Origin of the sequence: Arthrobacter sp., from assembly GCF_031179985.1 — a bacterium.
Taxonomy (GTDB): Bacteria; Actinomycetota; Actinomycetes; order Actinomycetales; family Micrococcaceae; genus Arthrobacter.
Genome location: NZ_JAPSHJ010000005.1, coordinates 1 through 22,101, shown reverse-complemented (window position 1 = coordinate 22,101; position 22,101 = coordinate 1). Strand labels below are relative to the sequence as shown.

27 protein-coding genes are annotated in these 22,101 nt (G+C 61.9%); 16 read left to right on the top strand and 11 right to left on the bottom strand.

Annotation, left to right across the window (positions count from 1 at the left end; translation table 11 throughout):
- Nucleotides 1-15: 15 nt before the first annotated feature.
- From RIN13_RS03755 to RIN13_RS03735, 5 genes are read left to right on the top strand one after another with little or no spacing between them, the layout of a single operon-like run.
- Nucleotides 16-993 carry a hypothetical protein gene (locus tag RIN13_RS03755; protein ID WP_309105998.1) on the top strand — a complete coding sequence of 326 codons (978 nt, stop codon included), beginning with the start codon at nucleotides 16-18 and terminating at the stop codon, nucleotides 991-993.
- On the top strand, nucleotides 990-1,790 hold the full coding sequence (locus RIN13_RS03750; RefSeq protein WP_309105997.1) for a hypothetical protein: 801 nt from the start codon (nucleotides 990-992) through the stop codon (nucleotides 1,788-1,790). Before RIN13_RS03755 ends, RIN13_RS03750 begins: the two co-directional genes overlap by 4 nt.
- Nucleotides 1,787-2,422: a hypothetical protein gene (locus RIN13_RS03745; RefSeq protein ID WP_309105996.1), complete on the top strand. Its 636-nt coding sequence runs from the start codon at nucleotides 1,787-1,789 to the stop codon at nucleotides 2,420-2,422. Before RIN13_RS03750 ends, RIN13_RS03745 begins: the two co-directional genes overlap by 4 nt.
- Nucleotides 2,415-3,104 (top strand): hypothetical protein, encoded by a 690-nt coding sequence (locus RIN13_RS03740; protein WP_309105995.1) that lies wholly within the window; start codon nucleotides 2,415-2,417, stop codon nucleotides 3,102-3,104. Before RIN13_RS03745 ends, RIN13_RS03740 begins: the two co-directional genes overlap by 8 nt.
- Before the next feature lie 41 nt (nucleotides 3,105-3,145).
- Nucleotides 3,146-3,745, top strand: coding sequence for a helix-turn-helix domain-containing protein (locus RIN13_RS03735; protein ID WP_309105994.1), 600 nt, complete (start codon nucleotides 3,146-3,148; stop codon nucleotides 3,743-3,745).
- Nucleotides 3,746-3,864: 119 nt separating this feature from the next.
- Here RIN13_RS03735 and RIN13_RS03730 read toward each other — a convergent pair whose 3' ends face one another.
- Both RIN13_RS03730 and RIN13_RS03725 read right to left on the bottom strand, forming a co-directional pair.
- The gene (locus tag RIN13_RS03730; protein ID WP_309105993.1) at nucleotides 3,865-4,809 is read right to left on the bottom strand and encodes an HAD family hydrolase; all 945 of its coding nucleotides are present in this window, start codon (nucleotides 4,807-4,809) and stop codon (nucleotides 3,865-3,867) included.
- Between the two features lie 291 nt (nucleotides 4,810-5,100).
- A complete protein-coding gene (locus RIN13_RS03725; protein WP_309105992.1) occupies nucleotides 5,101-5,688 on the bottom strand; it encodes a helix-turn-helix domain-containing protein in 588 nt (195 codons plus the stop codon).
- A gap of 87 nt (nucleotides 5,689-5,775) precedes the next feature.
- Between RIN13_RS03725 and RIN13_RS03720 the strand changes: the two genes are divergently transcribed.
- Nucleotides 5,776-6,162, top strand: a complete 387-nt coding sequence (locus RIN13_RS03720; RefSeq protein WP_309105991.1) for a nuclear transport factor 2 family protein — start codon at nucleotides 5,776-5,778, stop codon at nucleotides 6,160-6,162.
- A gap of 3 nt (nucleotides 6,163-6,165) precedes the next feature.
- Here the strand turns inward: RIN13_RS03720 and RIN13_RS03715 are convergent, their stop codons facing one another.
- The gene (locus RIN13_RS03715; protein WP_309105990.1) at nucleotides 6,166-7,209 is read right to left on the bottom strand and encodes a substrate-binding domain-containing protein; all 1,044 of its coding nucleotides are present in this window, start codon (nucleotides 7,207-7,209) and stop codon (nucleotides 6,166-6,168) included.
- Nucleotides 7,210-7,448: 239 nt separating this feature from the next.
- Between RIN13_RS03715 and RIN13_RS03710 the strand changes: the two genes are divergently transcribed.
- The 3 genes from RIN13_RS03710 to RIN13_RS03700 are packed head-to-tail and all read left to right on the top strand — an operon-like array spanning nucleotide 7,449 to nucleotide 10,427.
- On the top strand, nucleotides 7,449-8,627 hold the full coding sequence (locus RIN13_RS03710) for a Gfo/Idh/MocA family oxidoreductase (RefSeq protein ID WP_309105989.1): 1,179 nt from the start codon (nucleotides 7,449-7,451) through the stop codon (nucleotides 8,625-8,627).
- Between the two features lies 1 nt (nucleotide 8,628).
- The gene (locus RIN13_RS03705) at nucleotides 8,629-9,324 is read left to right on the top strand and encodes a ThuA domain-containing protein (RefSeq protein WP_309105988.1); all 696 of its coding nucleotides are present in this window, start codon (nucleotides 8,629-8,631) and stop codon (nucleotides 9,322-9,324) included.
- Complete coding sequence (locus RIN13_RS03700; protein ID WP_309105987.1) at nucleotides 9,309-10,427, top strand: Gfo/Idh/MocA family oxidoreductase; 1,119 nt, start codon at nucleotides 9,309-9,311, stop codon at nucleotides 10,425-10,427. The genes RIN13_RS03705 and RIN13_RS03700 overlap by 16 nt, the downstream gene beginning before the upstream one ends.
- Before the next feature lie 8 nt (nucleotides 10,428-10,435).
- Here the strand turns inward: RIN13_RS03700 and serS are convergent, their stop codons facing one another.
- Nucleotides 10,436-11,716 (bottom strand): serine--tRNA ligase, encoded by a 1,281-nt coding sequence (serS, locus tag RIN13_RS03695; protein ID WP_309105986.1) that lies wholly within the window; start codon nucleotides 11,714-11,716, stop codon nucleotides 10,436-10,438.
- Nucleotides 11,717-11,795: 79 nt separating this feature from the next.
- On the opposite strand from serS, the gene RIN13_RS03690 reads away from it, so the two are divergent.
- On the top strand, nucleotides 11,796-12,884 hold the full coding sequence (locus tag RIN13_RS03690) for a diacylglycerol kinase family protein (protein WP_309105985.1): 1,089 nt from the start codon (nucleotides 11,796-11,798) through the stop codon (nucleotides 12,882-12,884).
- Nucleotides 12,885-12,950: 66 nt separating this feature from the next.
- On the opposite strand, the gene RIN13_RS03685 is transcribed toward RIN13_RS03690, so the two are convergent.
- The 3 genes from RIN13_RS03685 to RIN13_RS03675 all read right to left on the bottom strand — a co-directional run bounded on the left by RIN13_RS03685 (nucleotide 12,951) and on the right by RIN13_RS03675 (nucleotide 14,612).
- Nucleotides 12,951-13,169 (bottom strand): hypothetical protein, encoded by a 219-nt coding sequence (locus RIN13_RS03685; RefSeq protein WP_309105984.1) that lies wholly within the window; start codon nucleotides 13,167-13,169, stop codon nucleotides 12,951-12,953.
- A gap of 92 nt (nucleotides 13,170-13,261) precedes the next feature.
- Nucleotides 13,262-14,245: a prephenate dehydratase gene (gene pheA, locus RIN13_RS03680; protein WP_309105983.1), complete on the bottom strand. Its 984-nt coding sequence runs from the start codon at nucleotides 14,243-14,245 to the stop codon at nucleotides 13,262-13,264.
- A gap of 40 nt (nucleotides 14,246-14,285) precedes the next feature.
- Nucleotides 14,286-14,612 (bottom strand): rhodanese-like domain-containing protein, encoded by a 327-nt coding sequence (locus RIN13_RS03675; protein ID WP_309105982.1) that lies wholly within the window; start codon nucleotides 14,610-14,612, stop codon nucleotides 14,286-14,288.
- 152 nt (nucleotides 14,613-14,764) lie between these two features.
- Between RIN13_RS03675 and RIN13_RS03670 the strand changes: the two genes are divergently transcribed.
- The 4 genes from RIN13_RS03670 to RIN13_RS03655 all read left to right on the top strand — a co-directional run bounded on the left by RIN13_RS03670 (nucleotide 14,765) and on the right by RIN13_RS03655 (nucleotide 18,423).
- Nucleotides 14,765-16,216 (top strand): amidase, encoded by a 1,452-nt coding sequence (locus RIN13_RS03670; protein WP_309105981.1) that lies wholly within the window; start codon nucleotides 14,765-14,767, stop codon nucleotides 16,214-16,216.
- Between the two features lie 189 nt (nucleotides 16,217-16,405).
- A complete protein-coding gene (locus tag RIN13_RS03665) occupies nucleotides 16,406-16,843 on the top strand; it encodes a hypothetical protein (protein ID WP_309105980.1) in 438 nt (145 codons plus the stop codon).
- Nucleotides 16,840-17,610 (top strand): cyclase family protein, encoded by a 771-nt coding sequence (locus RIN13_RS03660; RefSeq protein ID WP_309105979.1) that lies wholly within the window; start codon nucleotides 16,840-16,842, stop codon nucleotides 17,608-17,610. Before RIN13_RS03665 ends, RIN13_RS03660 begins: the two co-directional genes overlap by 4 nt.
- A 42-nt stretch (nucleotides 17,611-17,652) precedes the next feature.
- On the top strand, nucleotides 17,653-18,423 hold the full coding sequence (locus RIN13_RS03655) for an IclR family transcriptional regulator (RefSeq protein ID WP_309105978.1): 771 nt from the start codon (nucleotides 17,653-17,655) through the stop codon (nucleotides 18,421-18,423).
- 47 nt (nucleotides 18,424-18,470) lie between these two features.
- On the opposite strand, the gene RIN13_RS03650 is transcribed toward RIN13_RS03655, so the two are convergent.
- From RIN13_RS03650 to RIN13_RS03640, 3 genes are all read right to left on the bottom strand, one after another.
- A complete protein-coding gene (locus RIN13_RS03650) occupies nucleotides 18,471-18,884 on the bottom strand; it encodes a VOC family protein (RefSeq protein WP_309105977.1) in 414 nt (137 codons plus the stop codon).
- Complete coding sequence (locus tag RIN13_RS03645) at nucleotides 18,881-19,165, bottom strand: metalloregulator ArsR/SmtB family transcription factor (protein ID WP_309105976.1); 285 nt, start codon at nucleotides 19,163-19,165, stop codon at nucleotides 18,881-18,883. The genes RIN13_RS03650 and RIN13_RS03645 overlap by 4 nt, the downstream gene beginning before the upstream one ends.
- A 135-nt stretch (nucleotides 19,166-19,300) precedes the next feature.
- Nucleotides 19,301-20,104: an aminotransferase class IV gene (locus tag RIN13_RS03640; protein WP_309105975.1), complete on the bottom strand. Its 804-nt coding sequence runs from the start codon at nucleotides 20,102-20,104 to the stop codon at nucleotides 19,301-19,303.
- Between the two features lie 26 nt (nucleotides 20,105-20,130).
- Between RIN13_RS03640 and RIN13_RS20470 the strand changes: the two genes are divergently transcribed.
- Together RIN13_RS20470 and RIN13_RS03635 are read left to right on the top strand one after the other, a co-directional pair.
- A complete protein-coding gene (locus tag RIN13_RS20470) occupies nucleotides 20,131-20,532 on the top strand; it encodes a MerR family transcriptional regulator (RefSeq protein WP_375164662.1) in 402 nt (133 codons plus the stop codon).
- Between the two features lie 277 nt (nucleotides 20,533-20,809).
- A complete protein-coding gene (locus tag RIN13_RS03635; RefSeq protein ID WP_309105974.1) occupies nucleotides 20,810-21,388 on the top strand; it encodes a dihydrofolate reductase family protein in 579 nt (192 codons plus the stop codon).
- 276 nt (nucleotides 21,389-21,664) lie between these two features.
- On the opposite strand, the gene RIN13_RS03630 is transcribed toward RIN13_RS03635, so the two are convergent.
- Nucleotides 21,665-22,101: DDE-type integrase/transposase/recombinase (locus tag RIN13_RS03630; RefSeq protein WP_309105973.1), on the bottom strand; the 437-nt coding region annotated here is incomplete at its 5' end.

The following is a 22,101-nucleotide window of genomic DNA, read 5'->3' as shown; positions in this document are numbered from 1 at the left end:
GACGGGGGACTACCGATGGCCGGATTCTACGGTGCTGACATCAACCAGCTGCGATCACTGGCAGGGACGATGGGAAAAGCAGCCGATGCCATCAACGTCCAAAGCGTCCAGCTGACAAACATGATCAACTCGAACACCTCCTGGACCGGTGAGGACGCGGCGCACTTCAAGAGTGACTGGAACTCAGCGCACCGCCAAAGCCTGATCCGAGCCGCAACAATGCTCCGCGACAGTGCAAAAGAGCTCAAGGAGCAGGCTAACCAGCAGGAGTTCGCCAGCCACGAGAGCGGCGAAAGCTCAGTGGGCGTGATGCTGGACGTTTACGAGACCGGGTCGGCCGTCAAGGACCTCGGAGCGCAGCTGTGGGCCGCGTACAAGCTGGGATCACTGGGCTGGGAGGAGTTCGCCAAAACCAAGGAAGTGCTCACCAACTGGCGGGCCGGCGGAACAGTACTCAACGAAGCCCTTGATTCCCTCCGCAGCGGAGGGAAGATTACCGATGTCATCGCCGATCTCAAGGCAAACATCCCGTACAGCCAGGCCTTCCAGGACGCCACGAAATTTTCCAAGGGACTGCGCATTGCCGGCGCATTGGCCGCGCCACTGAATATTGTGGGCGGCATCAGCGACATGGTGAACCCGCAACATGAGGGTTGGCGCGGCACTGGCGACCGGGTAGCCGGCGGGCTCTCCGTGGTGGGTGGAGTGGGCAGCATCATGCTCATGACAGCCGGTGGGGCCGCGATGCTGGGACCGATCGGGGCTCCCATCGTGGTGGCAGCCGGCGTCGTCGCGGGCGCTTGGGCGTTAGGCAACCTGGTTTACGACAACTGGGATTCCATCAGCAACTTTGCCCGTAATCCGGGCAGCTATATCGCCGATGGTGCCGGCGAAGTGGCAGATTTCGCAAAAGACGTAGGCAGTAAGGTGGCAGATGGGGTCGGCGACGCGGCCAAATCAGTCGGTAACTTTGTCGGAGGAATATTCGGATGACCACGAACACCATGAAATGGACCGAACGCGACGTTCAATGCGCAGCCAAAGTCCTGGAATCAGCAACGCCAGGGGGAACGGTGCTGCCGACGCTGACGGATGAGGAAGTTGTTGCCCTCGACGGCGTCCAGCATGACCAAGTGGTTGCCTTGCCCTGGCTGTCTGTCCAGACGGTCGAAAAGGAAATCCTGTGTGCTGTAGCACTGCGGGGGCTGCTGGCCAAGGAGCTTGTGTACCCGGTGGTTTTCAAAGGTGAGACCGAACCGAGCCGGCTTCATGCCGTGGATGACATCACCGGTGCGCTGACGCTCCGGCGCAGCGGGGACAGCATCGTATCCGTTGAGCGGACAGTCTCGACGGGGAAGCGTTGGCTATACGCCTACATTCATGTGGAGGGCGTGCTGTTGGAGGAAGTGGACGACGGCGGGCTGCACGGTTTCACCGTGATCACGCGTGAACGGCTGGCTGCCCGGTTGGCCGGGTTTGTTGATCCGGACGGTGCCGCAGCAAAAGACTCTGAGGCGTCAAGCTACTCTGAGTCTGAGTTCGAGGCTTACGCCGCCACGGCGTTGGCGGACACCCTTGCGGCAAGCAATGTGGTGGCTCTCAACACGGGTTCCAACGAGTTCCCCACACTCACCGTCTACACCGGCCCCTCCGCAGTTCACGTACTGACGCCCAAGGTTGCCCCTGACTCAACCGGCAGCACGGCCGGGGAAGCCGTCCGCCTCGAACTGCTGGAGACGTCAAGAAGCAGCCTCGAATCAGCATTGGCCCGATTGGTCAGCGCCCCGTGACCCGAAGCCCGAAAAGCAGTACGGGCCTGGTTGATGCCGTCACCGGGGGTCCGGTTCTGGCCCACACAAGGACCGGAAACTACTATGTCCGGAAGCCCGGCTGGCCGCATTTCTGGGGCCGGGTGCTGGACGGATTGGTGGTGCTGCTTGCTGCAGGCATCCTGATAGCCGTTTTGAACTCCCTGGTCCAGAGCCTGGCCCTGGGGTCCCTGTCTTTGGCACTTCTGTCCAGCAACGGATTGTTCGTTGCCGCTCTCGCAGCCATTTGGTTCATTGTCCTTTTTGCCTATGGAATGATCATGGGCAGCGTTGGCAGCCTCGGCGACGCCGCCGCCGGCATGCGCTCGGTGCGGATTGCCGACGGCACGACCTCGGGAGCCTGGCTGGGCGGCTGGCGTACAGTCTGCTGGTCATTCGCACCGTTGTACTTCCTTTTGGCATTCGCCTCGGCGCTCAGCGGCGGAGGTGGCGAGACCTTCGACGCCAGGTTCACCGCCGTCGACGTCCGCTCCGGGCTTGCCGAAGGCATCCCGCCCGTCCGGGATCCTCAGGTTGCTGCCGCCGAGCGGGCAGCGGGAATTCAACACGGAGAGTTGCCCAGGCTCTATCAGAACGGGGACAATCGTGGCTGATGGAAGGACCTGGCTCGTCCGCAGGGCTGAACGGCTCTACGGACCTCAACTCGGCAAACTGCAGCACTCGGAGCTGTCCTGGCACGTCAGCTGGAAGCTCTTGCCGTGGTTTGTCGCGGCAGGGTTCGTCTTCGGCGCCATAGCCGAATTCACGGGGCAGCCCACATCCTCCCGGGCCCCGGGGTTGTTCTCGAACCTTCCCCTGTATGTGGTGGCAAGCCTTCTGACAGGGCTGCTCCTGTGGGCGCTGACGCTCCTGTGGAGTTTCCGCCGGTTGCTGGTATTCGAACGGGGTCTTCTCTACCGCTACAGCCAAAAACACGCCGCCAGGACCATCTTCTGGCAAGACATCGCCCCGGGAACACTCCGTACGGTGGTGGCCCCGGAGGGCACCGACGCCGATAGGCTGTTGAAAACACTTGCTGCCGGAGACAAGGTCCCCCTGGGCGTGCGCGGGCGATATGCGGTGGTGTTCCGCGCCAAAGATTCAGTCCCGGCCGGCACAAGTTCGGAGCACCGGCCGACGGCGCCACGATTCTTCACTTTCACCACCCACCACAGCCCCGACCAGCTGGTGATGACGATTCAAAGGGGTCTGGCAGCTGCCGGCGTCCCCGACGCTGCAGCATCCGCGCGAGCGTTGCCGCCCGCCGTCGTAAGTTCCGCCGTGGCGCTGGATTAAAGCTTGCCTCTTAAGTGGCAGCCGGTAGTCTTTGACCCACAATGTTCACGCTGACCATCAACCAGAGGGACAGCCGGCGCGATGGTGACCGGGTTCCGCAGCTCCTCAAGGATCTGCGCCACATCCCCGCGCGCCTGGATTTCGATCGGTCAGTGGAGGACGAAGTCCAAGGCATTGTGGACGCCCCTGAGCAGGCAGTAGAGGCGGCCTTGATTGCCCTGCGTTGTGGCAGCTGGTTTGTGGGGATTGGTGTGGGACCGGTCAATGAACCCCTCCCGAACCAGATCAAGGACGCGTCCGGTCATGGACTCATCTATGCGCGGCGGGCAGTGGACCGGCTGCGGAACAGCAAGGACAGGGTTCCGGTGGCAGTCGAAGGACCCTTGGCGGACCTGTCCGGGGAGGCCGAGGCCGTGCTGCGGCTCCTCGGCAACATTGTGCATGGCAGGAGCCCTGCGGAATGGCGGGTGCTGGATCTGCTGACACCCGGAGTGCGGGGGCAGCAGAAAGCGGTGGCCGAAGAACTGGGCATCACCACGCAGGCGGTCAGCAAAGCAGTGGCACGGGCCCAATGGGCTGATGAACATGCCGCCCGCCCCGCGGCCGCCCGGCTGCTGCACATGATCCTGGAAGTGCGCTGACTCTGCAGCGCCGCCGTCGTGACCCTCTTTGCCGCCTGAAGCGTTGCAACACGCCTGGTTAGCGGCGCGTCTCAGCGCGTCCCGGGGCAAACAAGGTCAGGACGGCCTCGGCGATCCCTCTAGAGCAGGCTGCGCAGCACGTGGGCAGCGCCGTCGTCGTAGACAGAAAGCGTGACTTCATCCGCCGCAGCCGCAACTTCATCCGGCGCCTGGCCCATTGCGACTCCCCGGCCTGCCCAATCGAGCATCTCGATGTCATTCCGCCCATCCCCGATTGCCACAGTGCGGTGCTCGGGAATGTCCAGGTGGCCCCGGATCCGCTCGAGGGCACTTGCCTTCGTGACCCCGGCGGCGGCGATGTCCAGCCAGGCTGTCCAACCCACGGAGTACGTTACACCGGACAAGCCAACGTGCTGGATCGCCTCCGTGAATTCCTCCGGGGTGTTCTCTGAACTGAAAACCACCACACGGACGGCGGTCGACTTGAGCAGGGTCTGGAAGTCAACACCGATGGCTTCCACACCAAAGCTGGGGTCCTGGAACCGCTCTGTGGACAGGAATTTACCATCCGCATCCTCGAGCGCATACTTCGCCGAGGGCAGGCGTTCCCGCAGTGCGCGAAGTGCAGGGCCGGGGTCGAACGTTGCCTTGTGGAGGACCTTATAGCCGTCTGTGTGCGCGGGGTCCAGCCGCAGGGTCACTCCCCCGTTGCAGCACACGGCGTAGCCGGTCTCAATTCCAAGCTGCTCAATGATGGGGAGCGTGGCATTGAGGGAGCGACCGGTAGCGATCATCACTTCGTGACCGGCAGCAACCACGGCCTGGGCCGCTTCCCGGACCGGGGCGGACATGTGGCCATCGTGGTCCACCAGGGTGCCGTCCACGTCCAGGGCAACCATCAGTTTGTGTTTCAGGCCGTTGCTGCCGTTGTGCCTGTGGCCGTTGCCGTTTTGGCCTGTTAGCTGCTTGGCAGCATCGGGCATAAAGGCGGTCAGCTTGTTTCTCTTATTTTCGTTTCGCCGGTCATCGTTGCCAGCGACTGAGGTTTCAGTCAATGTACTCATTTATCTAGTAGAGCAGACGCCCCCGGTCCTCGCTAGGACGCACGCCACACATTCATCCTGTGTTCGCTAACGAATGGCCAAATCCTAACGGTTTGATGCTGGATCGGGGGATTGTTCGACGAAGTCCTGTCTTGTCTTGCATCAGTGCACCGCTGCCGCAGGTTCGCGGTCGTTCCGGTCGTTTTGCCGATGGGTGCCGATGTCCCGGTTGCCGATTCAAGGAGCAGCGGCCAGACCCTCTGCACCAGGAACGGGATTCCCATCAGAGTCAGCGCGGCGAGGGCCCCTACTTCAGAGTGTCGTCCCGATCGACGCCCGCATCATTTGCAGCTGCAGAGCCAGCCCCGAACGCACGGGCAGCGCAGGTGCGCCGGCATTTTTGAGGCCATCAATCGTGGTGCAAATCAGGGTTGCCAGCTGTTCGCTCGAAGCCCCGATATTCGCCAGCTTTATCTCGCCAAAATGGTCAGCCTCGCTGAGGGCAGTGGCGATGAGCTGGACCAGCCGCTGCCGCGCCTCGCGTGCGACGTCGCCAACCAGTCCCACGTTTGCATCAAAGAGCTCGGACCCGTGAGGGCTCCCGCTGATTTCTTCCAAGAGGCCTGCGAAGTAGGTGGAAAGCGCAGCTTCAATCCGTTCGAAAACTTCCAGATTCCGTGACAACTCAAGCTCGACGGCGTGCATTACTTGCCCGTGGGCGCGAATGGAGCCGGCCCGGAATACTTCTTCCTTGTTCTTGAAATGCAGATAGACCGCGGCACGGGAGATTCCGGCAGCCTCGGCGATATCGCGCATGGATGTCTTCCGGAATCCGTAACGGCAAAACACAGCCAGAGATGCGTCCAGAATTCCATCAGACTTCGATTCAGAAGAGCTCACCAGAGTAGATTGACAGTTTGAGCAGAAAGTGTCAATCTGTCCGAACGCGACCGGGAAGACAACCGCCACAAACGAATGGATAGCCGAATGAGCACGCCAGCCAACCTTGAAGCAGAACGAATCCGCAGCGTCGAACGATCCCGCCTGAAAGCACTGGTCGACGCCGACATCCAGGCTGCTGATTCGTTGCACTCAAGTGACTTCCAACTCGTTACACCGATCGGGGCGCTCCTCAACAAAGAGCAGTACCTAGGAGCCATCGCAACAGGCCAGATCTCCTACAAATCCTGGGAGCCGGGACCCATTGACGTGCGGCACTCCGGCCGCTTTGCCACCGTCCGATACCGGGCGGACCTCGAAGTGATCTTCGGTGGGCATCACGTGGCCCAGACCGGCTACTGGCACACCGACACCTATGAGCTGAATGACGGTGAATGGCAGGCTGTGTGGTCACAGGCGACGGCGATTCAGTAAGCCTTAGGCCGTTACTGGCGGCGGGGCGGTGGATTCACGGATTACGAGGTGCGTAGCCAGCTCTACCCTGCGGGAACTCAGCGCTTCTCCCTGCATTTGACTGAGGATGGACCGCAGAGCGGCGCGTCCCATCTCCTGCAGTGGCTGAGCCACTGAAGTGAGGGCAGGCACGGACTCCTCCGCCCGGTAGGTGCCGTCAAATCCGACCAGACTTATGTCTTCCGGCACCCGAATTCCCTGCCGACGCGCCTCGGCAAGCACACCCAGGGCAATGCTGTCGTTAGCGGCAAAGATGGCGGTGGGTCGCCGTTCCAGTTGGAGCAGGGACTTCAGCCCCTCAACTCCGTGTTCGGACCGGAAAGATCCGGGGATGATAGAGCGCCCATCCACCGTTACCCCGCTTGCCCCCATAGCGGCTAGATATCCATGGAGCCGCGCCTGATTGCATTCGACGCCGTCAGGCCCGCCCAGGTAAGCAATTCTGCGGTGTCCAAGTTCAAGCAGGTGGGAGGTTGCCTCCTTGCCGCCTGCCCAGTTGGTGGCCCCAACGCTCACCACATCGCCGGGAGGCGGATTGAAAGGGTCAATCACTGCGGAGGGTACTCCCCTGCGGCGGAAGGCATCCAGCTGAGCCTCGTTGAAGGCGGATGTCACCACAATCATTCCGCAGCGGCCTTCGTCGATTATGCGGGCGGCGCGCTGTTCCGCGGACAGGCGCGGGGCGCCCTGCTTACTCGTGACATTGAGCAGGACCTCAATGTTCGACTCCCCCGCTGCTTCCAGGACTCCATTGAGGACCTCGATAGCGTAGGCGGTGTTCAGTGAGTCAAGGACCACCTCGACGGCCTGCCTGCCGGTGAGGCTCCTGCGCTGCTGAAGCGGCGATTTGTACCCGGTCCGCGCCAGCACCGCCATGACTCTGGAGCGGGTTTCCTCCGCTACATCGTGGCGTCCGTTGATTACCTTGGAAACGGTCGGCGCAGAAACCCCTGCCTCGCGAGCAACTGCCGCCAACGTCAGTTTTGGCTTGGGCTCAATGGCAGGCATGGCCACTCCTAGACTTTCGAAATATTTCGACGAGTAAGTCTCGCAGTGGGACCGCTGAACGTCAATCAACTGCCATGTAACTGTTGCCGAAAGGCTTGACCTACCCCTGTGATCACCACTACTTTTATCTCACTCTCCCGTTATCCTAGCGAAACTTTTCGGAGCTTGGGCGCGGAGTTCAGGATCATTCCGGCCACAGCAAGACAAACCATTGAGCGAGCTTTCACGAAAGGTATTCGATGACTTCCGCACAGCCATTACGGGTGGGCATGGTGGGCTATGCCTTCATGGGCGCCGCACATTCCCACGCATGGCGGACCGCACCCCGGTTCTTCGACCTGCCGCTTGCGCCGGAGCTTACGGCCGTGGCCGGGCGCGACCGGACAGGCGTCACGGCAGCAGCAGAGAAGCTTGGCTGGACCTCGGTTGAAACCGATTGGCGGCGCCTCATCGAGCGTGACGACATTGACCTGATTGATATCTGCACTCCCGGCGACACACACGCCGAAATCGCGGTTGCCGCACTTGAAGCCGGAAAGCACGTGCTCTGCGAAAAGCCGCTGGCAAACTCAGTGGCCGAAGCAGAACGTATGGCCCAGGCAGCAGAAGCCGCCTTCGGCCGCGGCATCTACTCCATGTGCGGCTTCACTTACCGACGTACTCCGGCTTTATCGCTGGCCAAACGAATGGTGGATGAGGGCCGCCTCGGGACCATCCGGCAGGTCCGCGCACAATACCTGCAGGACTGGCTCAGCCACGCAAACGCCCCTATGACGTGGCGGCTGGACAAAGCGAAGTCAGGGTCCGGATCGCTGGGCGATATCGGTGCCCACATCATCGACGCCGCACAATGGGTCACAGGTCAGAACATCACGGGGGTGTCGGCGCTGCTGGAAACGTTCGTCACTGAACGCCCACTTGCCGGTGACCGCGTCGGCCTGGGCGGCCACGGCGACGTTACCGAAGAAGCTCCACGGGGTGCGGTCACGGTGGATGACGCCGCTATATTCTCCGCCCGGTTTGCGAATGGTCCCATCGGCGTCTTCGAAGCCACCCGCTACGCCCTGGGCCGGAAAAACGCGATGCGGCTGGAACTCAACGGCACAAAGGGATCCCTCGCCTTCGACTTCGAGGACATGAACGTCCTCTCCGTCTATGACGATGACGACTCGCCGGATGCCGGCTTCAGGAGGATCCTGGTCACGGAGCCGGAACACCCTTATGTGGGGAACTGGTGGCCCACCGGCCACGGTCTCGGTTACGAACATGGCTTCACCCACCAGGTGGTGGACCTGGTGAATGCGATTGCCGGGAAACGCCAACCGGAACCATCTTTCGCCAGCGCCCTGCAGGTGCAGCGCGTACTCGGCGCCGTCGAATCCAGCGCTGCAGCCTCCAGCCGCTGGCAGGAAGTGTGAGATGACAGACATGAAAACAGCGCTGGTGGTCCGCGGCGGATGGGACGGACACCAACCGGTCGAGGCTACAGACCTCTTCATTCCACACCTGAAAGACAACGGCTACGACGTACGGGTGGAGGAATCGCCTAAGATCTACGCTGATGCAGGCTACCTTGCCGGTGTGGACCTCATCATGCAATGCATGACCATGTCCACCATTGAAAAAGAGGAATTCGAAGGGCTGCGCACTGCTGTCGAAAACGGCACCGGCCTGGCCGGATGGCACGGAGGGATCGCCGACTCCTATCGGAACACCTCGGACTACCTCCATCTCGTAGGAGGGCAATTCGCCTGCCATCCGGGCAAACACCCGGACGAACGCATCGGGGAACAGAACGACAACTACGTTCCATACACGATCAACATGCTCCCGGGGGTGGACCACCCCGTTACGCGAGGCATCGGCGATTTCGATCTCATCACCGAACAGTATTGGGTTCTGGCGGACGATTACATTGACGTTTTGGCTACTACGACGCAGAAGGTCCGTGAGTGGGATCCCTGGAACCGCGAGGTGATATCGCCGGCTATCTGGACGCGTCAATGGGGCAAGGGGCGGATCTTCGTCTCCACTCCGGGTCACAATCTGGAAGTTCTCCGGGACAGAAACGTCCGCACCATCATCGAAAGGGGCCTTCTATGGGCAAGCCGATAAACGTCGGAATTATCGGGTGTGGGGCCATCATCGCGCAGTACCTCGCCACCTTCCAACGCCTGGAAGCCATCGAACTCGTAGCGGTAGCGGATTTGGACCCCGTCCGGGCTCAGGCTGTAGCCGATGCTAACGACGGCGTCCGGGCTCAGACCGTTGACGGATTGATCACCGCTGACGACGTCGACCTTGTCCTGAACCTGACCATCCCTGCCGCCCATGCCGGCGTCGCCCTCAAGGCAATTGCCGCAGGCAAGAGCGTTTACGGGGAAAAGCCGCTTGCAGCTACGACTGCCGAAGCCAGGCAGGTACTGAACGCAGCGGAAGCAGCGGGGGTCGCCGTCGGCTGCGCCCCGGATACCGTTCTCGGAACAGGAATCCAGACAGCCCGTAAAGCGATCGACGACGGACTGATCGGACCACCCATTTCGGCGACCGCCACGATGGTCACCCCGGGTCACGAGCGCTGGCACCCCAACCCCGACTTTTATTACCAACCCGGTGGCGGTCCTCTGCTCGATATGGGCCCGTACTACGTCAGTGCCCTGGTGACCCTGCTGGGGCCGGTGGTTTCTGTGACAGGCGCGGCCAGCCACACCCGTGCCGAACGTACTATCGGTTCCGGCGTACGGGAGGGAGAGGTGATACCGGTCAGCATCGACTCCCATGTAACCGGCGTTCTGACCCACGAAGGCGGGGCGTTGTCCACTCTGGTCATGAGCTTCGACGCCGTCAGGACGAAGGCATCAAACATCGAAGTCCATGGGGAGCGGGGTTCCCTGGCCATCCCGGATCCGAATCTCTTTGATGGAGATGTCGAACTCTTCACGCTGGGCGCGGACTCCTGGCAGACTCTGCCGGTATCCGCCGGGTACATCGACTCCGGCAGAGGATTCGGCATCGCAGACCTCGCACTGACACCACCTGGAGAAGAACCGCGCGCCGGCGGCAGGCTGGCCTATCACGTACTCGAGGTGATGGAGTCGGTGCTCGACTCAGCCCGCACCGGCGTCGTTGTCCCGATCCAGAGCAGGGCATCGCGGCCCGACCCCGTGCAACTGACAGCATCGCCGGAGGAATCCCGCCCCCAGCCGGTCAGCTCCTAGGTCACTGCCTACAGCACAGGCAGGACTTCGAGGCCGCCGAGGTACTTCTGCAGGGCCACCGGAACGTTGACGGAACCATCAGCGTTCTGGTGGTGCTCCAGAATGGCCACGATCCAGCGGGTGGTGGCCAGGGTTCCGTTGAGGGTTGCGACGGCACGCGTTCCCTTGGAGACCCCTTCCTCATTGACCGTGCGCTCACGGATGTTGAGGCGGCGGGACTGGAACGTGGTGCAGTTGGACGTCGAGGTGAGCTCCCGGTAGGCACCCTGAGTGGGAACCCAGGCTTCGCAGTCGAATTTCCGGGCCGCGGACATGCCGAGGTCGCCGGCAGCAGTATCAATAACCCGGTAGGGCAGCTCGCACTTCCCCAGCATTTCCTCTTCCCACGCCAGAAGCCGCTCGTGCTCGGCAGCGGCTTCCTCCACGGTGGTGTAGATGAACATTTCCACCTTGTTGAACTGGTGCACACGGATAATCCCGCGCGTGTCCTTACCGTGCGATCCCGCCTCCCGGCGGTAACAGGAGCTCTGGCCCGCGTACCGGACGGGACCATTGGAGAGGTCCAGGATTTCGTCGGCGTGGTACCCAGCCAAGGCAACCTCGGAAGTTCCCACAAGGTAAAGGTCGTCTTCGGCGAGGCGGTAGATCTCGGCGTCGTGCTTAACATCGAAGCCGGTGCCCTGCATGGTTTCGGGACGCACCAGGGTAGGGGTAATCATGGGAACAAAGCCGGCGTCGATGGCCTGTTCCATGGCCATCTGCAGGAGGGCCATTTCCAGCCGGGCGCCCACACCGCGAAGGAAATAGAACCTGGATCCGGAGACTTTGGCGCCGCGTTCCATGTCGATGGCGCCAATAAGCTCGCCGATTTCCAGGTGATCCCGGGGCTCGAAGTCCGGGAATTCACGCGGAGTGCCAACGGTCTTGACTACGACGTAGTCCTCCTCTCCGCCTTCAGGAACACCGTCCTCGATAAGGTTGGGGATGCTGCGCAGCAACTCCTCCTGCTTGGCCTGGGCGGCGTCAGCCTCGGCGGAGGCAGCCTTCACGGAGTTGGCGAGTTCCCTGACCTCGGCCAGCAGTGCCTGCTTTTCCTCACCCTTGGCCTGGGCCACCTTCTTGCCGAAGACATTCTGCTCGGCGCGCAGGTTCTCAAAGCGAATCAGGGCTGCCCTGCGAGCTGCATCAGCGGAGATGATCGCATCCACAACAGATTCGTCGGCGCCGCGGGCGCGCTGGCTGGCACGGAACTTGTCCGGATTGTCGCTGAGGTCTTTTACGTCGATCACCAGACAAGAGTATCTAATCCACCACGCACACCGACGCCGGCCCGGGCGAACCTCCGGACCGGGATACTGTTGGAGCACAATGAGCGACCTGCTGATCTATCTCATCGCCCTCGGCGCGCTGGCGTTCGCCTTCTCCAGCTGGTGGGGTGTGCGCAAGTTGAAGGCACGTCACGTGCGCAGTGCCGTGGGCGAAGAAGCCCACCACCCTGGACTGGAAAAGCAAAAGGTGGCGGTTGTGTTGAACCCCATCAAGGCCAAGTCCGAGGAAGCGCGCGCAGCCATCAAGCGGGCCTGTCTCGACGCGGGGTGGGATGAACCCCGTTTCTTTGAAACCACCATTGAGGACCCCGGCTTTTCACAGGCGCGAGCGGCGCTTGAGGACGCGGCCGACGTCGTTCTGGTGGGCGGGGGCGACGGAACCGTCCGCGTTGTGGCTGAGACGCTGGCCGGCAGCAAGATCCCCATGGGCCTGGTACCGCTGGGAACCGGAAATCTCCTGGCCCGCAACCTTGACCTGGACGTCTATGACCTGGCCGGGAGCGTCGATACAGCCCTGTTCGGCCATCAACGCTTCATTGACACGGCCCAAATGGGCATCGTCAATTCACGGACCGGGCATTCGTCCAAGCACACCTTCCTGGTGATCGCAGGGATCGGCCTGGATGCCGAGATCCTTGGCGATACCAATGACGGGCTGAAGAGGGCTGTCGGCTGGTTGGCTTATACGGAGGCCGGCGTGCGCCACATGCCCGGCAGACGTAAAAAAGTGTCCATCGCCCTGGATGACCAGCCGGAGCAAACCCGAAAAATCCGGAGCCTGCTCTTTGCCAACTGCGGGCTCATCCCTGGCGGGATCGATTTTGTCCCGCAGGCCATGATCGACGACGGCATGCTCGACGTTGTGGTCATGAGTCCGCGCAGCGCCATCGGCTGGGTGGCCATGTACGCGAAGATCGTCTTCAAACACAAGCGGCATCTCCCCGTGATGACCTACTACCGCTCAGGCAAGGCAGTGATCCGCTGTGCTGAGCCCATGCCTACCCAACTGGACGGGGACCCGTCAGGGGAGGCCACCGCGGTAACTGTCAGGGTTGACCCCCGGTCACTGCTGGTCCGGGTCAAAGGCACCTCCACCGGGCATTGGATGCCAGACGGTTCCACGCTGTAGACCGCGGGCACCCCTGTAATCCGGTCGCCTTTCGCGACTGGTTTCCCTAAAAGGTCGATGCCACTCTCAGGAGCCGGATCCCTTTGCTTCGGCGGCCAACTTTTCCGCAGCTGCCTTCGCTGCGGCGCGGGCTTCGGTCTGCTCGCGGATCATTGCCTGCTCCTCTTCGAAGCGGAGCCGATCGGCGCGGTCTGCCTCATCGCCGTCCCAGTCCTGGTTGTCGGCACGGGGCTTGGGATTCACGATCATCCCTTGGCCGTCATTATCGGTACTGGCTGCTGACATGTCCCGCTCCCTCCGGTAGAGGCAATCCCCCATTGATCTGGCAAGCATACGCACAGTTAAGCAGGCGCGGAAGTGCTCCAAGCGGCATTTGTCTACGCTGTGCGCGAAGCCTCAGGGGCCGGATCCCGGGTTACCGATGCACCTGAGAGAATTCCTTGGACCCATTCATGCGCCGCTTGGAATGCTTCGTCGGAGGTGTGCGGCTCCACTACAGGGCTCTGCGCATCTGCCCTGCTGTACGAGCCGAGAAAGCGTGTTGCGGGGCTGATCCTGTGCAGCCCCGCCAAGGCATCGGCCATCCGTGCATCCGCTGCATGTCCGTCGGCATCAATGCTGAAGAAGTAGTGCCCCAGGTACTGTCCTGTGGGGCGGGACTCGATCCTGCTGAGGTTCACTCCCCTCGTGGCGAACTGGTCCAGAATCTCCATCAGGGCGCCAGGGCGGTCCTCCGGCAGGGGCACCACCACCGTCGTTTTGTCGGCACCTGTCCGCTCCGGCAAGACACCAGGCCTGCTGACGAGCACGAAACGGGTCACGGCTCCCGGGTTGTCCCCGATGTTTTCAGCCAGGACCTGAAGGCCGGGCTGTTCCTCGGCCACAATAGGCGCGCAAATAGCCGCATCGTAGTGGACGCCGTCGTCGTTCAGCAGGCCAAGGGCAGCGGCGGCAGTCGAGGATCCAGGGATATATTCAGCAGCAGGAATATTGGCCTCGGCCCAGAGCCTGCATTGCGCCCAAGCATGTCCATGGGTGGAAATGCTGCGGATATCGGAGATCCTCACGCCTGGTCTTGCCACAAGGACAAAGCTGATAGGAACCAGGGCCTCACGGATGATACGCAGTTCCTCTCCCGTGGCTATGGCGTCGAGCGTGGCTGTCACGCCACCCTCCACCGAGTTTTCGATAGGCACCATCGCTGCGTCCGCGGATCCGTCCCGCACCTTGTCCAGGGCCGAGTTCACGTTCGACGACGGGATGCGCACCGCATCCACAGCCCCCGGAACCTGCAGCAGCGCCGCTTCGGTGAAGGTACCCTCAGGGCCCAGGAAGGTGTAGGTAACGGGAACTGCGGACATCGGCAATCCTTCAGTTGAACGGGTGGAGGCGGAACAGGAACTACAAGATGACGGGCTTGAGGCCGCTCTCGGAGACCAGAGGCAAACCGGATTCAAGCCACTGGTCCATGCCGCCGGCCACGTTGAAGGCCGAGTATCCCTGGGCCACCAACCATTGGGCAGCGCGGAAGGAGCGCCCGCCGGTACGGCAAATAATGTAAAGGTCCTCGTCCGGGTCCAGGTCACCGAGCCGGGCAGGCAGCTGTTCCAAAGGGATGTGCAGTGCAGACTCGGCGTGTCCGGCTGACCACTCGTAGTCCTCCCGCACGTCAAGAAGGCGGGCGCCGGCGGGAATATCGTTCACTGTCACGGTTTCGAAATCGCTCATGGGAGTCCTCTCCTGGATTTTCTAGGTCTGACTCCAGCGTATCGCCAGCAGCCGGAGTCACCCCCCAGCAGGGGCCACGTTACGCTTTCTATGGACACCGCAAAGGAGAATCAGCGTGCCGGTAAGAGCGACGATCACAGGGACGGCCCGTCGTGGCTGACCTCCATGAGCTCTCCGCTGTCCAATTGCGCGATGCACTGGCGGAGGGAAAACTGTCTGCCAGGGAAGCCACCGAACATTACCTTCGCCGCATCGAGGCACGGAACAAGGCCTTGGGTGCCTTCATCACGGTGACGGCGGGCCAGGCAATGCATGACGCTGCGGCCGCCGACGAACTCTACGCGCACACGGCGGGTGATTCCGGCGCAGACGTCCTTCCGCTCCTCCACGGGATGCCTGTGGCGTTCAAGGACCTCACGGACGTGGCCGGTGTGGTGACCACTCACGGAAGCGCTGCCCTGGATCACCGGCCGGCTCCTGCTGACGGAGTACTTGCCGCAGCGCTCAAAGCGCAGGGAGTCATTTCCCTCGGAAAGACGCAGGTTCCTGAGTTCGGGCTGACGGCCTACAGCGAAAACAGGGTGGCGCCGCCGTCGCGCAATCCTTACGCAATGAGCAGGAGTTCGGGCGGGTCCTCCGGCGGCAGTGCGGCGGCGGTAGCAGCAGGACTCATCCCGTTCGCCCCCGGGACCGACGGCGGCGGCTCCATCCGTATTCCCGCTGCAGCATGCGGCCTTGTTGGACTTAAGCCTGGGCGGGGGCTGGTGCCAGCGGGGGAAAGCACCGGCGATCCCGCACGCCTGGTGGTCACGGGCCCCCTTGCAAGGCGGGCCGAGGACGCGGCGCTCATGCTGGACGCGTTGACGCACGATGCCCTGAAGCCCGACGCCGCGGATCCGGCCGGTCCCCGCGGAGGCTATCTTGAAGCACTGAGACGAGAACCCGGAAAGCTCCGTATCGGCATCAGCCTGGACAGCCCCTGGCAGGGCATTTTCCCTTTTACGCCTGATGCAGAGGCACTCGAGGCACTCGCTGAAGGCACAAGGATGCTGGAGGCTGCGGGACATTCGACGTCGGAGGCAGCCATCCGCTACGACAATCGCTACCCGGATGCGTTCACCACTGCCTGGACTGCGGGAGTGGGTGCCGCTCGTATCAGCCCGCGGCGCGAGCCGCTCCTGACCCCGCTCACCCGGACGTTCAGGCGGCGGGCCCAGCAGCGGAGCGCCACCAAGCTCGCCGAAGCGGTGGGTTTTCTGCGGCAATTCCAGCGTGACACCATCGCTCAGTACGCGGCGTGGGATCTCATCATGACTCCGGCTCTGGCGCAGACGCCAAGGCCTGTGGGTTGGTTCACTGGAACGCATGGAGACGGGCCGTGGCCCACCGAGTGGGCGGGCGACGCCGACGGAGACTACCGCCGGCAGTGCGAGTACGCGCCGTGGTCATCGATGGTCAACGCTTGCGGACTCCCTGCCATCACTTTGCCCGTCCACTGGACTCATGGAACGTCAGGCACTTCCCTCCCTATGGGAATCCAACTCATCGGGCCGATGGGTTCGGAAGCACTTCTCCTCCAGGTCGCCGCGCAACTGGGCTTCTAGACCCCCTTCCTTTTTGCCCTTGGCACCTCTCGCTCTTCCTTGCTTCTGGAGCGCCTCCATTAGCATTCGATGTGCATCATAAACATTTGTGCGTGCTTGTGATGATCAGTGAGGTGTGTCACCATGAAGGCACAAGTGAACGCATAGGAGCGTTCCCAGGCAAGGCCTGGCCACAGGAGAAGGAATCACATGGGAATTTCGGGCATGAAGCGAGTGCGGAAACTGCGCATCCATTGGCCAATCGAGCGGGAGATCCTCGCGCGGCTCGCTGCCGGCGAAACTCAGGTGTTCGAGGAGGACCCCCGAATGGCCGCGTTTCTGGCCGCTCTACGGGAAATGCCTGAACTTGGAGACTTCGGGATGTACCACCACGTCTTTGAGTCGGGACTTGGCTTCGAGGGATTCACGGTAGGCGAAGGTGCGAATCCAACGATGGGCACGGTCGGCGAACGCAGCGTCTCCCCCACCTTCCTGCTGACCACGTACATCGACGCCGATCTTTCCGACGATGCCGTTGGGCGGATTGTGGAAAGAGTCGTGGCCATCCACCCGTGGGAAGTCCCGGTTCTTGAAGTCTCCGAAGCACTCAACATCTCCACATTCATGACAGGAAGGGTTGCAGCATGACAATCAGCGCAGCGAGAACCGATAGCCTCACTTCAGGAGCGTGGGAAGGCTTTAGCTCTGTTTTGGCCGGCCGGACCTTCACCGATCTGACCCATGCCTTCCATCCGGGGCAACCCCGTTTCCCGGCGTTTCCCGACGAAGTCCGCAGCGATCTTTTCGATCTTGAGGCGGGGGACGGGTTTACTGCGCACCAGTACACCATCGTTGGGCAGTGGGGCACCCACGTCGATCCGCCGTCGCACTTTATCCGGTCAGGACGAACCTTGGACCACATTTCCGTGCAGGAAATGATCCTGCCCCTCGTGGTCCTGGACATCAGCGACCGGGTGGACAAGGACCCGGACGCCACTCCCTCCCTCGCCGACATCGAAGCCTGGGAAGAGCGGCATGGACGGATCCCGGAGGATTCGTTTGTGGCTCTGCGCAGTGGCTGGAGCAGCCGCTGGCCTGATGGTGAGGCCATGGCCAACCGGGATGCCGATGGCGTCAGCCATACGCCCGGATGGTCCGCCGAGGTATTGCGCTTCTTTGTGGAAGAGCGGAATATCCGTGCAATCGGCCATGAACAGACAGACACTGACCCGGGTCAGGCAACGTCCCGCTCGGATTTCAGTCTCGAAACCTACATCCTGGCGCAAGGGCGCTGGCAGATTGAACTGCTCGCCAGTTTGGAGTCCCTGCCCGAAGCAGGGGCGGCAATCGTAGCCACCTGGCCCAAACCCCAGGGTGGCAGCGGCTTCCCGGCAAGGGTCTTTGCCATCCACTGACCTCTGCAAATAACTGTCACCAACGTTGGCTAGACTCGGCCCATGCCGAAAAACTCAAGCATGGGCCGTGGGATGAACGTGGTGTTCGCGGTGAGTGCCCGGCAAGCCTCCGGCAACGCGGGAGCCACTGTTGCCGACGTCGCCGCAGATCTCGGCAAAGACCGCAGCCAGGTGTCGCGCGGGCTCAAGGCGGCGCTGCAGGAAGACTTTTTGATCCGGGGCGAGCGCCGCGCCTATGCCTTGCACTGGGGACTGTACGCCGATGCGCGGGCCCTCACCGAGCAACGGCTGCGGACCGATGGGCTGACGGCATTGGAAGGTTTGGTCGAAGACACCGGAGAAGGCTGCTTCCTGGGCGTTCTGAGCGGCGATTCGACCGTCACCATCGGCGAGCGCGTCCCGGCCGACAGCAAGATGATCGGCTCGTGGATCGGCCGGCCCTACCCCGCTTACTGCAGCGACGCCGGCCAAGCCCTGCTGTGGCAGGCTACCGACGATGAGGTCCGGACCGTCTTCAGCCGCACCGAGTTCGTGAAGCATGGACCTAAGACCCCCGCCGGCGTTGACGACTTTCTCGAGCGGCTTCACACCGCCCGCGAACGCGGTTATTCAGTGGTGGATGAGGAAGCCGAACCCGGCCTGTATTCCCTGGCTGTCCCCATTCATGACTTCCGCGGCGAAGTGCTGGCCGCGCTGCAGGTGGTCGGGCCAAAAAGCAGGCTGGAACCCAAAAGCGCCGAGTGTGGTGCCGCCGTCGTCAAATGGGGGCGAGCCCTCGAGGCAGCCTTGACGGGGCGGTCCTCCGCTGTTTGACCGTCCGGCAGACGTTTGACGGTGCAGCGCTAGGGCCGCCTCTCCCCTCAACTGGCCTCGGCGTCGTTCCAGTTCGACTTCATTTCGATGAGCTGAATGAGGTTGCCGCAGGTGTCATTTAGAACGGCCACGAAAGCGGTGCCGATGTCGGTGGGCGGCTGGGTGAAAACGACACCCTTGTTGGTCAGCTTGGTGTACTCGGCCTCGATGTCCTCGACCGAGAACTGAGCGAGGGGGATGCCGTCTTCCATCAGCGCATCCCGATACGGCTTCACGGCAGGATGACCCGCCGGCTCAAGTAACAGCTCAGGACCGTCAACCATTTCGGGTGACTCAACTGTTAGCCAGAAGTTCTCGCCGAGGGGAATGTCATGTCGCTTTTTGAAGCCGAGCACTTCGGTGTAGAAGGCGAGGGCTGCCCGCTGGTCATCAACGAACAGGCTCGTCAGGGAAATTTTCATTGTTCACTCCTTTTGCTGCTTGGCCATCGTCCGGTGATCTGCGCGAGTGGCCCGGGATTGAAGTAGTGGAATTTGGAGCGTCCGCGCCTCTCGGTCACGACCAGACCAGCCGACTCGAGCACTCCGAGGTGCTGGGAGATCGCCTGACGTGTGAGGGTGAGGCCGTGACGCATTGCCAGCGTGGTACAGATCTCGAACAGAGTCTGGCCGTCCCGCGCTGACAGGTCGTCAAGAATAAGGCGCCTCGTCTCGTCGTCGAGAGCGCGGAAGACATCGACCATGGCTTCATGGTAGGCAAGCCGCTGCTTGCATATCAAGCCACCGATTTTTGAGCGTCATTGCCGATGAGGAACTTTCCCGTCGAAGCACGGCTGTTGTCTATTCCGGAAAACCCCATGACCCTAGGAATGCGGGGGTCAGATTCTGACCAGTGGCTCCGCGTCATAGACATCATGAAGAAGCCGTGTGAACGCCGAATCGTTCTTTAGCTGGTGGTCGCCAAGACGTGTCAGCGGGATGCCTGGCGTCCAAGAGTTCATTGCCGCAGCGGAAATGCCTTCCGTTAGATCGAGCTGACGGACCGGTAGAGTCTGCTGGGGTATGCCCCTGGCCTCGAGCTGTCGAACCAGGATCTGCATAGTCACGCCTGACAGGACATCAGCCTCTGGCCAGATTACTGACTCGCCATCCCAGAAGGCCAAATTCCATATCGTGCCTTCACTTATGCGACCGGCCCCATCTTCGAAGGCGGCGTCGTCAAAACCGCGCGCGTTTGCCCTTCTCAGATAGAACGTCTTGGAGACTTCGCCAACATGCTTGATCTGCGGCAGGTGGCGCTCGTGCCGAGCCACGTCGAAAGCCATCGGGGCTGCGGGTGGATCCGCTGGTTCGACAACCTTGATCAGGACGTCGAGAGCACTCGCCGGACCAGCTGGCATGAACTCCCCGGGTCGCGAGGCGAGGAAGCACGTCACGGACGAGTCCGGCGGTGCGGCCTCAATCGCCACTCGCAGGTACTCACGGACCTGGGAATCCGGCAGGTGCTGGTCGAACAGCAAGCTGCTGGCGGTCTGGAGACGGCTCAAATGCAAGTCCAAGCCCTTGACCGAACGGTCGCGTACCTGCATGGCGGTGAAGTGGGAGTAGCCTGTGAAGGCCAACGGTGCAAGGTCCTCAGCCGTAGCAACCCGACCGTTGAAGTAAGTAAGCGAGAATGACATACCTGCAAATGTAGGAGTTGACACTAGTGTCAAAGGCAAGCCTTGGAGGCCGGAAGCTCCTCCGAGTCGGTGAAGTTGCCTCTCTCACCGGCGTGAGTCCCCGACTTATCCGCTACTACGAGAATCAGGGCCTAATCTCGGCAGAACGATCCTCGACCGGGCAGAGACACTTCGAAATCACCGCGGTCGAGCAAATCCGGCACATTCGGCTGCTGCTGGATGCTGGTCTTCCCACACGCATCATCAGCGAACTCCTGGACTGCATCCACGATCCGGGGCGTTTGGAGCTCTGCGCGGTGCCAACCTTGGTTGAACACCTTCGCGCTCGTGACGAGAGAATCGCGGAACTGGTCAGCACTCGCCAGGCCCTACAGGGATTGATCGATTCTTCCAACCTTGGACCTGACAGACGACTAGCCGGTTCATAGCCGGTCGTTTTTGCATACAAACTGCTGCACCGTATATGGACCCCGGATTCTGTTGGTCGAAGCCGACCGGGCAATTTTGCGGGCGCGTCTTACGGGAATCCGGAAACTTCGGAACCGGGCGGTCTGTCGCATCGCCCGCGGGACATGGTGCGATAACCGGTGAGGGACCGGCTTACGGGCATGAGTGAAGATCATCCACAGCAGCCTCTTCTTGACCAGCACTAGACTCAATCGACACCCCGGGCACCCGCCCGGCACCTCAGGAAGGATCATCTTTATGCGGAAGCTCGTGTACTACGTGGCCACGACCCTCGACGGCTACATCGCTGGCCCGGACGGTGCCGACCCAAGCGGAGCGGACTACTTCCCGCTGACGCCCGATGTCGTCCAGTACATCATCGAGCACTACCCCGAGACTCTTCCCGGACCGGCGCGAGCCGCCCTGGGCATCGGCAGTCCAGGTCGGACGTTCGACACAGTCCTTGAAGGACGGGCGTCCTACGAGATCGGCCTCGCCGCCGGCTTGACCGACGCGTACCCCCACCTTCGCCATCTCGTATTCTCGACCACGCTGGAAAGCCGCGATCCTGCCGTCGAGATCGTCCGCTCCGGCGCCCTGGAACGGGTACGCGCGCTCAAGGCCGAAGAGGGCAAGGACCTGTGGCTGGTGGGTGGCGGCACTCTCGCCCACTCGCTGCTGCCAGAAATCGACCGGCTCGTGCTCAAGCAGAACCGTTCCGTCATCGGATCTGGCATCCCGCTCTTCGACGGTCCGTTCCAGCCCCATATGTTCCGGCCTGTCGACGAGACCCTGCTCGACTCAGGCTTGCGGGTCCTCACTTACGACCGCGTCTGAAACCACTCTGACAGGCTCAGCCTGAATGAGACTCGCATCCCGGACACCTCCGATGTCCCGGTGAGCGTTCGGCGGATTCAGGCGGTCATTGCAACAGGAGTCCTTGGATCAGTTCGATCGGTTTTCTGAACTCTAGTCGTTTGCGTCATCGACGGCTGACGGACGTTTGAGCGGTCAACGTGGACCATTATCTTCAAGTCAAGATCTCGCAGGCGATCTTCCGAAACTACGCACGCAAAATGAAGAGGGTCCTTGAACGTGTGTCATTTCCGGGCGCTAGCTGTACTCACCCGGTACGTTGGTGACGCGGCTGGCTGGTGAGGCGCCTTTGAGTTCGGTGTGGGGTCTGTGGTGATTGCAGTGCTCGATGAAGCCCTGGTAACAGGCTTGGCGTTTGCTTTCTGAACTATAGGCGCTGGCGTAGGCCCATTCCTCCAGGAGGATGCGGTTGAGGCGTTCGACCTTGCCGTTGGTTTGTGGACGATAGTGCCTGGTGCGTTTGTGGCTGATGCCGGCTCCGGCGAGGACTTCCGCGAAAGGGCGGGAACGGTAGCATGCGCCGTTATCGGTCAGTACTCGCCGGATTTTCACGCCGTGGGCTGCGAACGCTGCGATGGCATTACGCATGAACGCCGTGGCGGTTTCCTTGGTTTCGTCCGGCAGGATCTCGGAGTACACGAATCGGGAATGGTCATCGGCCGCGTGATGGATGA

Coding starts and splice junctions, on each gene's coding strand:
- RIN13_RS03755 (WP_309105998.1), top strand. CDS start 16: ATGGCCGGATTCTACGGTGCTGACATCAACCAGCTGCGATCACTGGCA.
- RIN13_RS03750 (WP_309105997.1), top strand. CDS start 990: ATGACCACGAACACCATGAAATGGACCGAACGCGACGTTCAATGCGCA.
- RIN13_RS03735 (WP_309105994.1), top strand. CDS start 3,146: ATGTTCACGCTGACCATCAACCAGAGGGACAGCCGGCGCGATGGTGAC.
- RIN13_RS03730 (WP_309105993.1), bottom strand. CDS start 4,809: ATGAGTACATTGACTGAAACCTCAGTCGCTGGCAACGATGACCGGCGA.
- RIN13_RS03720 (WP_309105991.1), top strand. CDS start 5,776: ATGAGCACGCCAGCCAACCTTGAAGCAGAACGAATCCGCAGCGTCGAA.
- RIN13_RS03715 (WP_309105990.1), bottom strand. CDS start 7,209: ATGCCTGCCATTGAGCCCAAGCCAAAACTGACGTTGGCGGCAGTTGCT.
- RIN13_RS03710 (WP_309105989.1), top strand. CDS start 7,449: ATGACTTCCGCACAGCCATTACGGGTGGGCATGGTGGGCTATGCCTTC.
- RIN13_RS03705 (WP_309105988.1), top strand. CDS start 8,629: ATGACAGACATGAAAACAGCGCTGGTGGTCCGCGGCGGATGGGACGGA.
- RIN13_RS03700 (WP_309105987.1), top strand. CDS start 9,309: ATGGGCAAGCCGATAAACGTCGGAATTATCGGGTGTGGGGCCATCATC.
- RIN13_RS03690 (WP_309105985.1), top strand. CDS start 11,796: ATGAGCGACCTGCTGATCTATCTCATCGCCCTCGGCGCGCTGGCGTTC.
- RIN13_RS03685 (WP_309105984.1), bottom strand. CDS start 13,169: ATGTCAGCAGCCAGTACCGATAATGACGGCCAAGGGATGATCGTGAAT.
- pheA (WP_309105983.1), bottom strand. CDS start 14,245: ATGTCCGCAGTTCCCGTTACCTACACCTTCCTGGGCCCTGAGGGTACC.
- RIN13_RS03675 (WP_309105982.1), bottom strand. CDS start 14,612: ATGAGCGATTTCGAAACCGTGACAGTGAACGATATTCCCGCCGGCGCC.
- RIN13_RS03665 (WP_309105980.1), top strand. CDS start 16,406: ATGGGAATTTCGGGCATGAAGCGAGTGCGGAAACTGCGCATCCATTGG.
- RIN13_RS03660 (WP_309105979.1), top strand. CDS start 16,840: ATGACAATCAGCGCAGCGAGAACCGATAGCCTCACTTCAGGAGCGTGG.
- RIN13_RS03655 (WP_309105978.1), top strand. CDS start 17,653: ATGCCGAAAAACTCAAGCATGGGCCGTGGGATGAACGTGGTGTTCGCG.
- RIN13_RS03650 (WP_309105977.1), bottom strand. CDS start 18,884: ATGAAAATTTCCCTGACGAGCCTGTTCGTTGATGACCAGCGGGCAGCC.
- RIN13_RS03645 (WP_309105976.1), bottom strand. CDS start 19,165: ATGGTCGATGTCTTCCGCGCTCTCGACGACGAGACGAGGCGCCTTATT.
- RIN13_RS03640 (WP_309105975.1), bottom strand. CDS start 20,104: ATGTCATTCTCGCTTACTTACTTCAACGGTCGGGTTGCTACGGCTGAG.
- RIN13_RS03635 (WP_309105974.1), top strand. CDS start 20,810: ATGCGGAAGCTCGTGTACTACGTGGCCACGACCCTCGACGGCTACATC.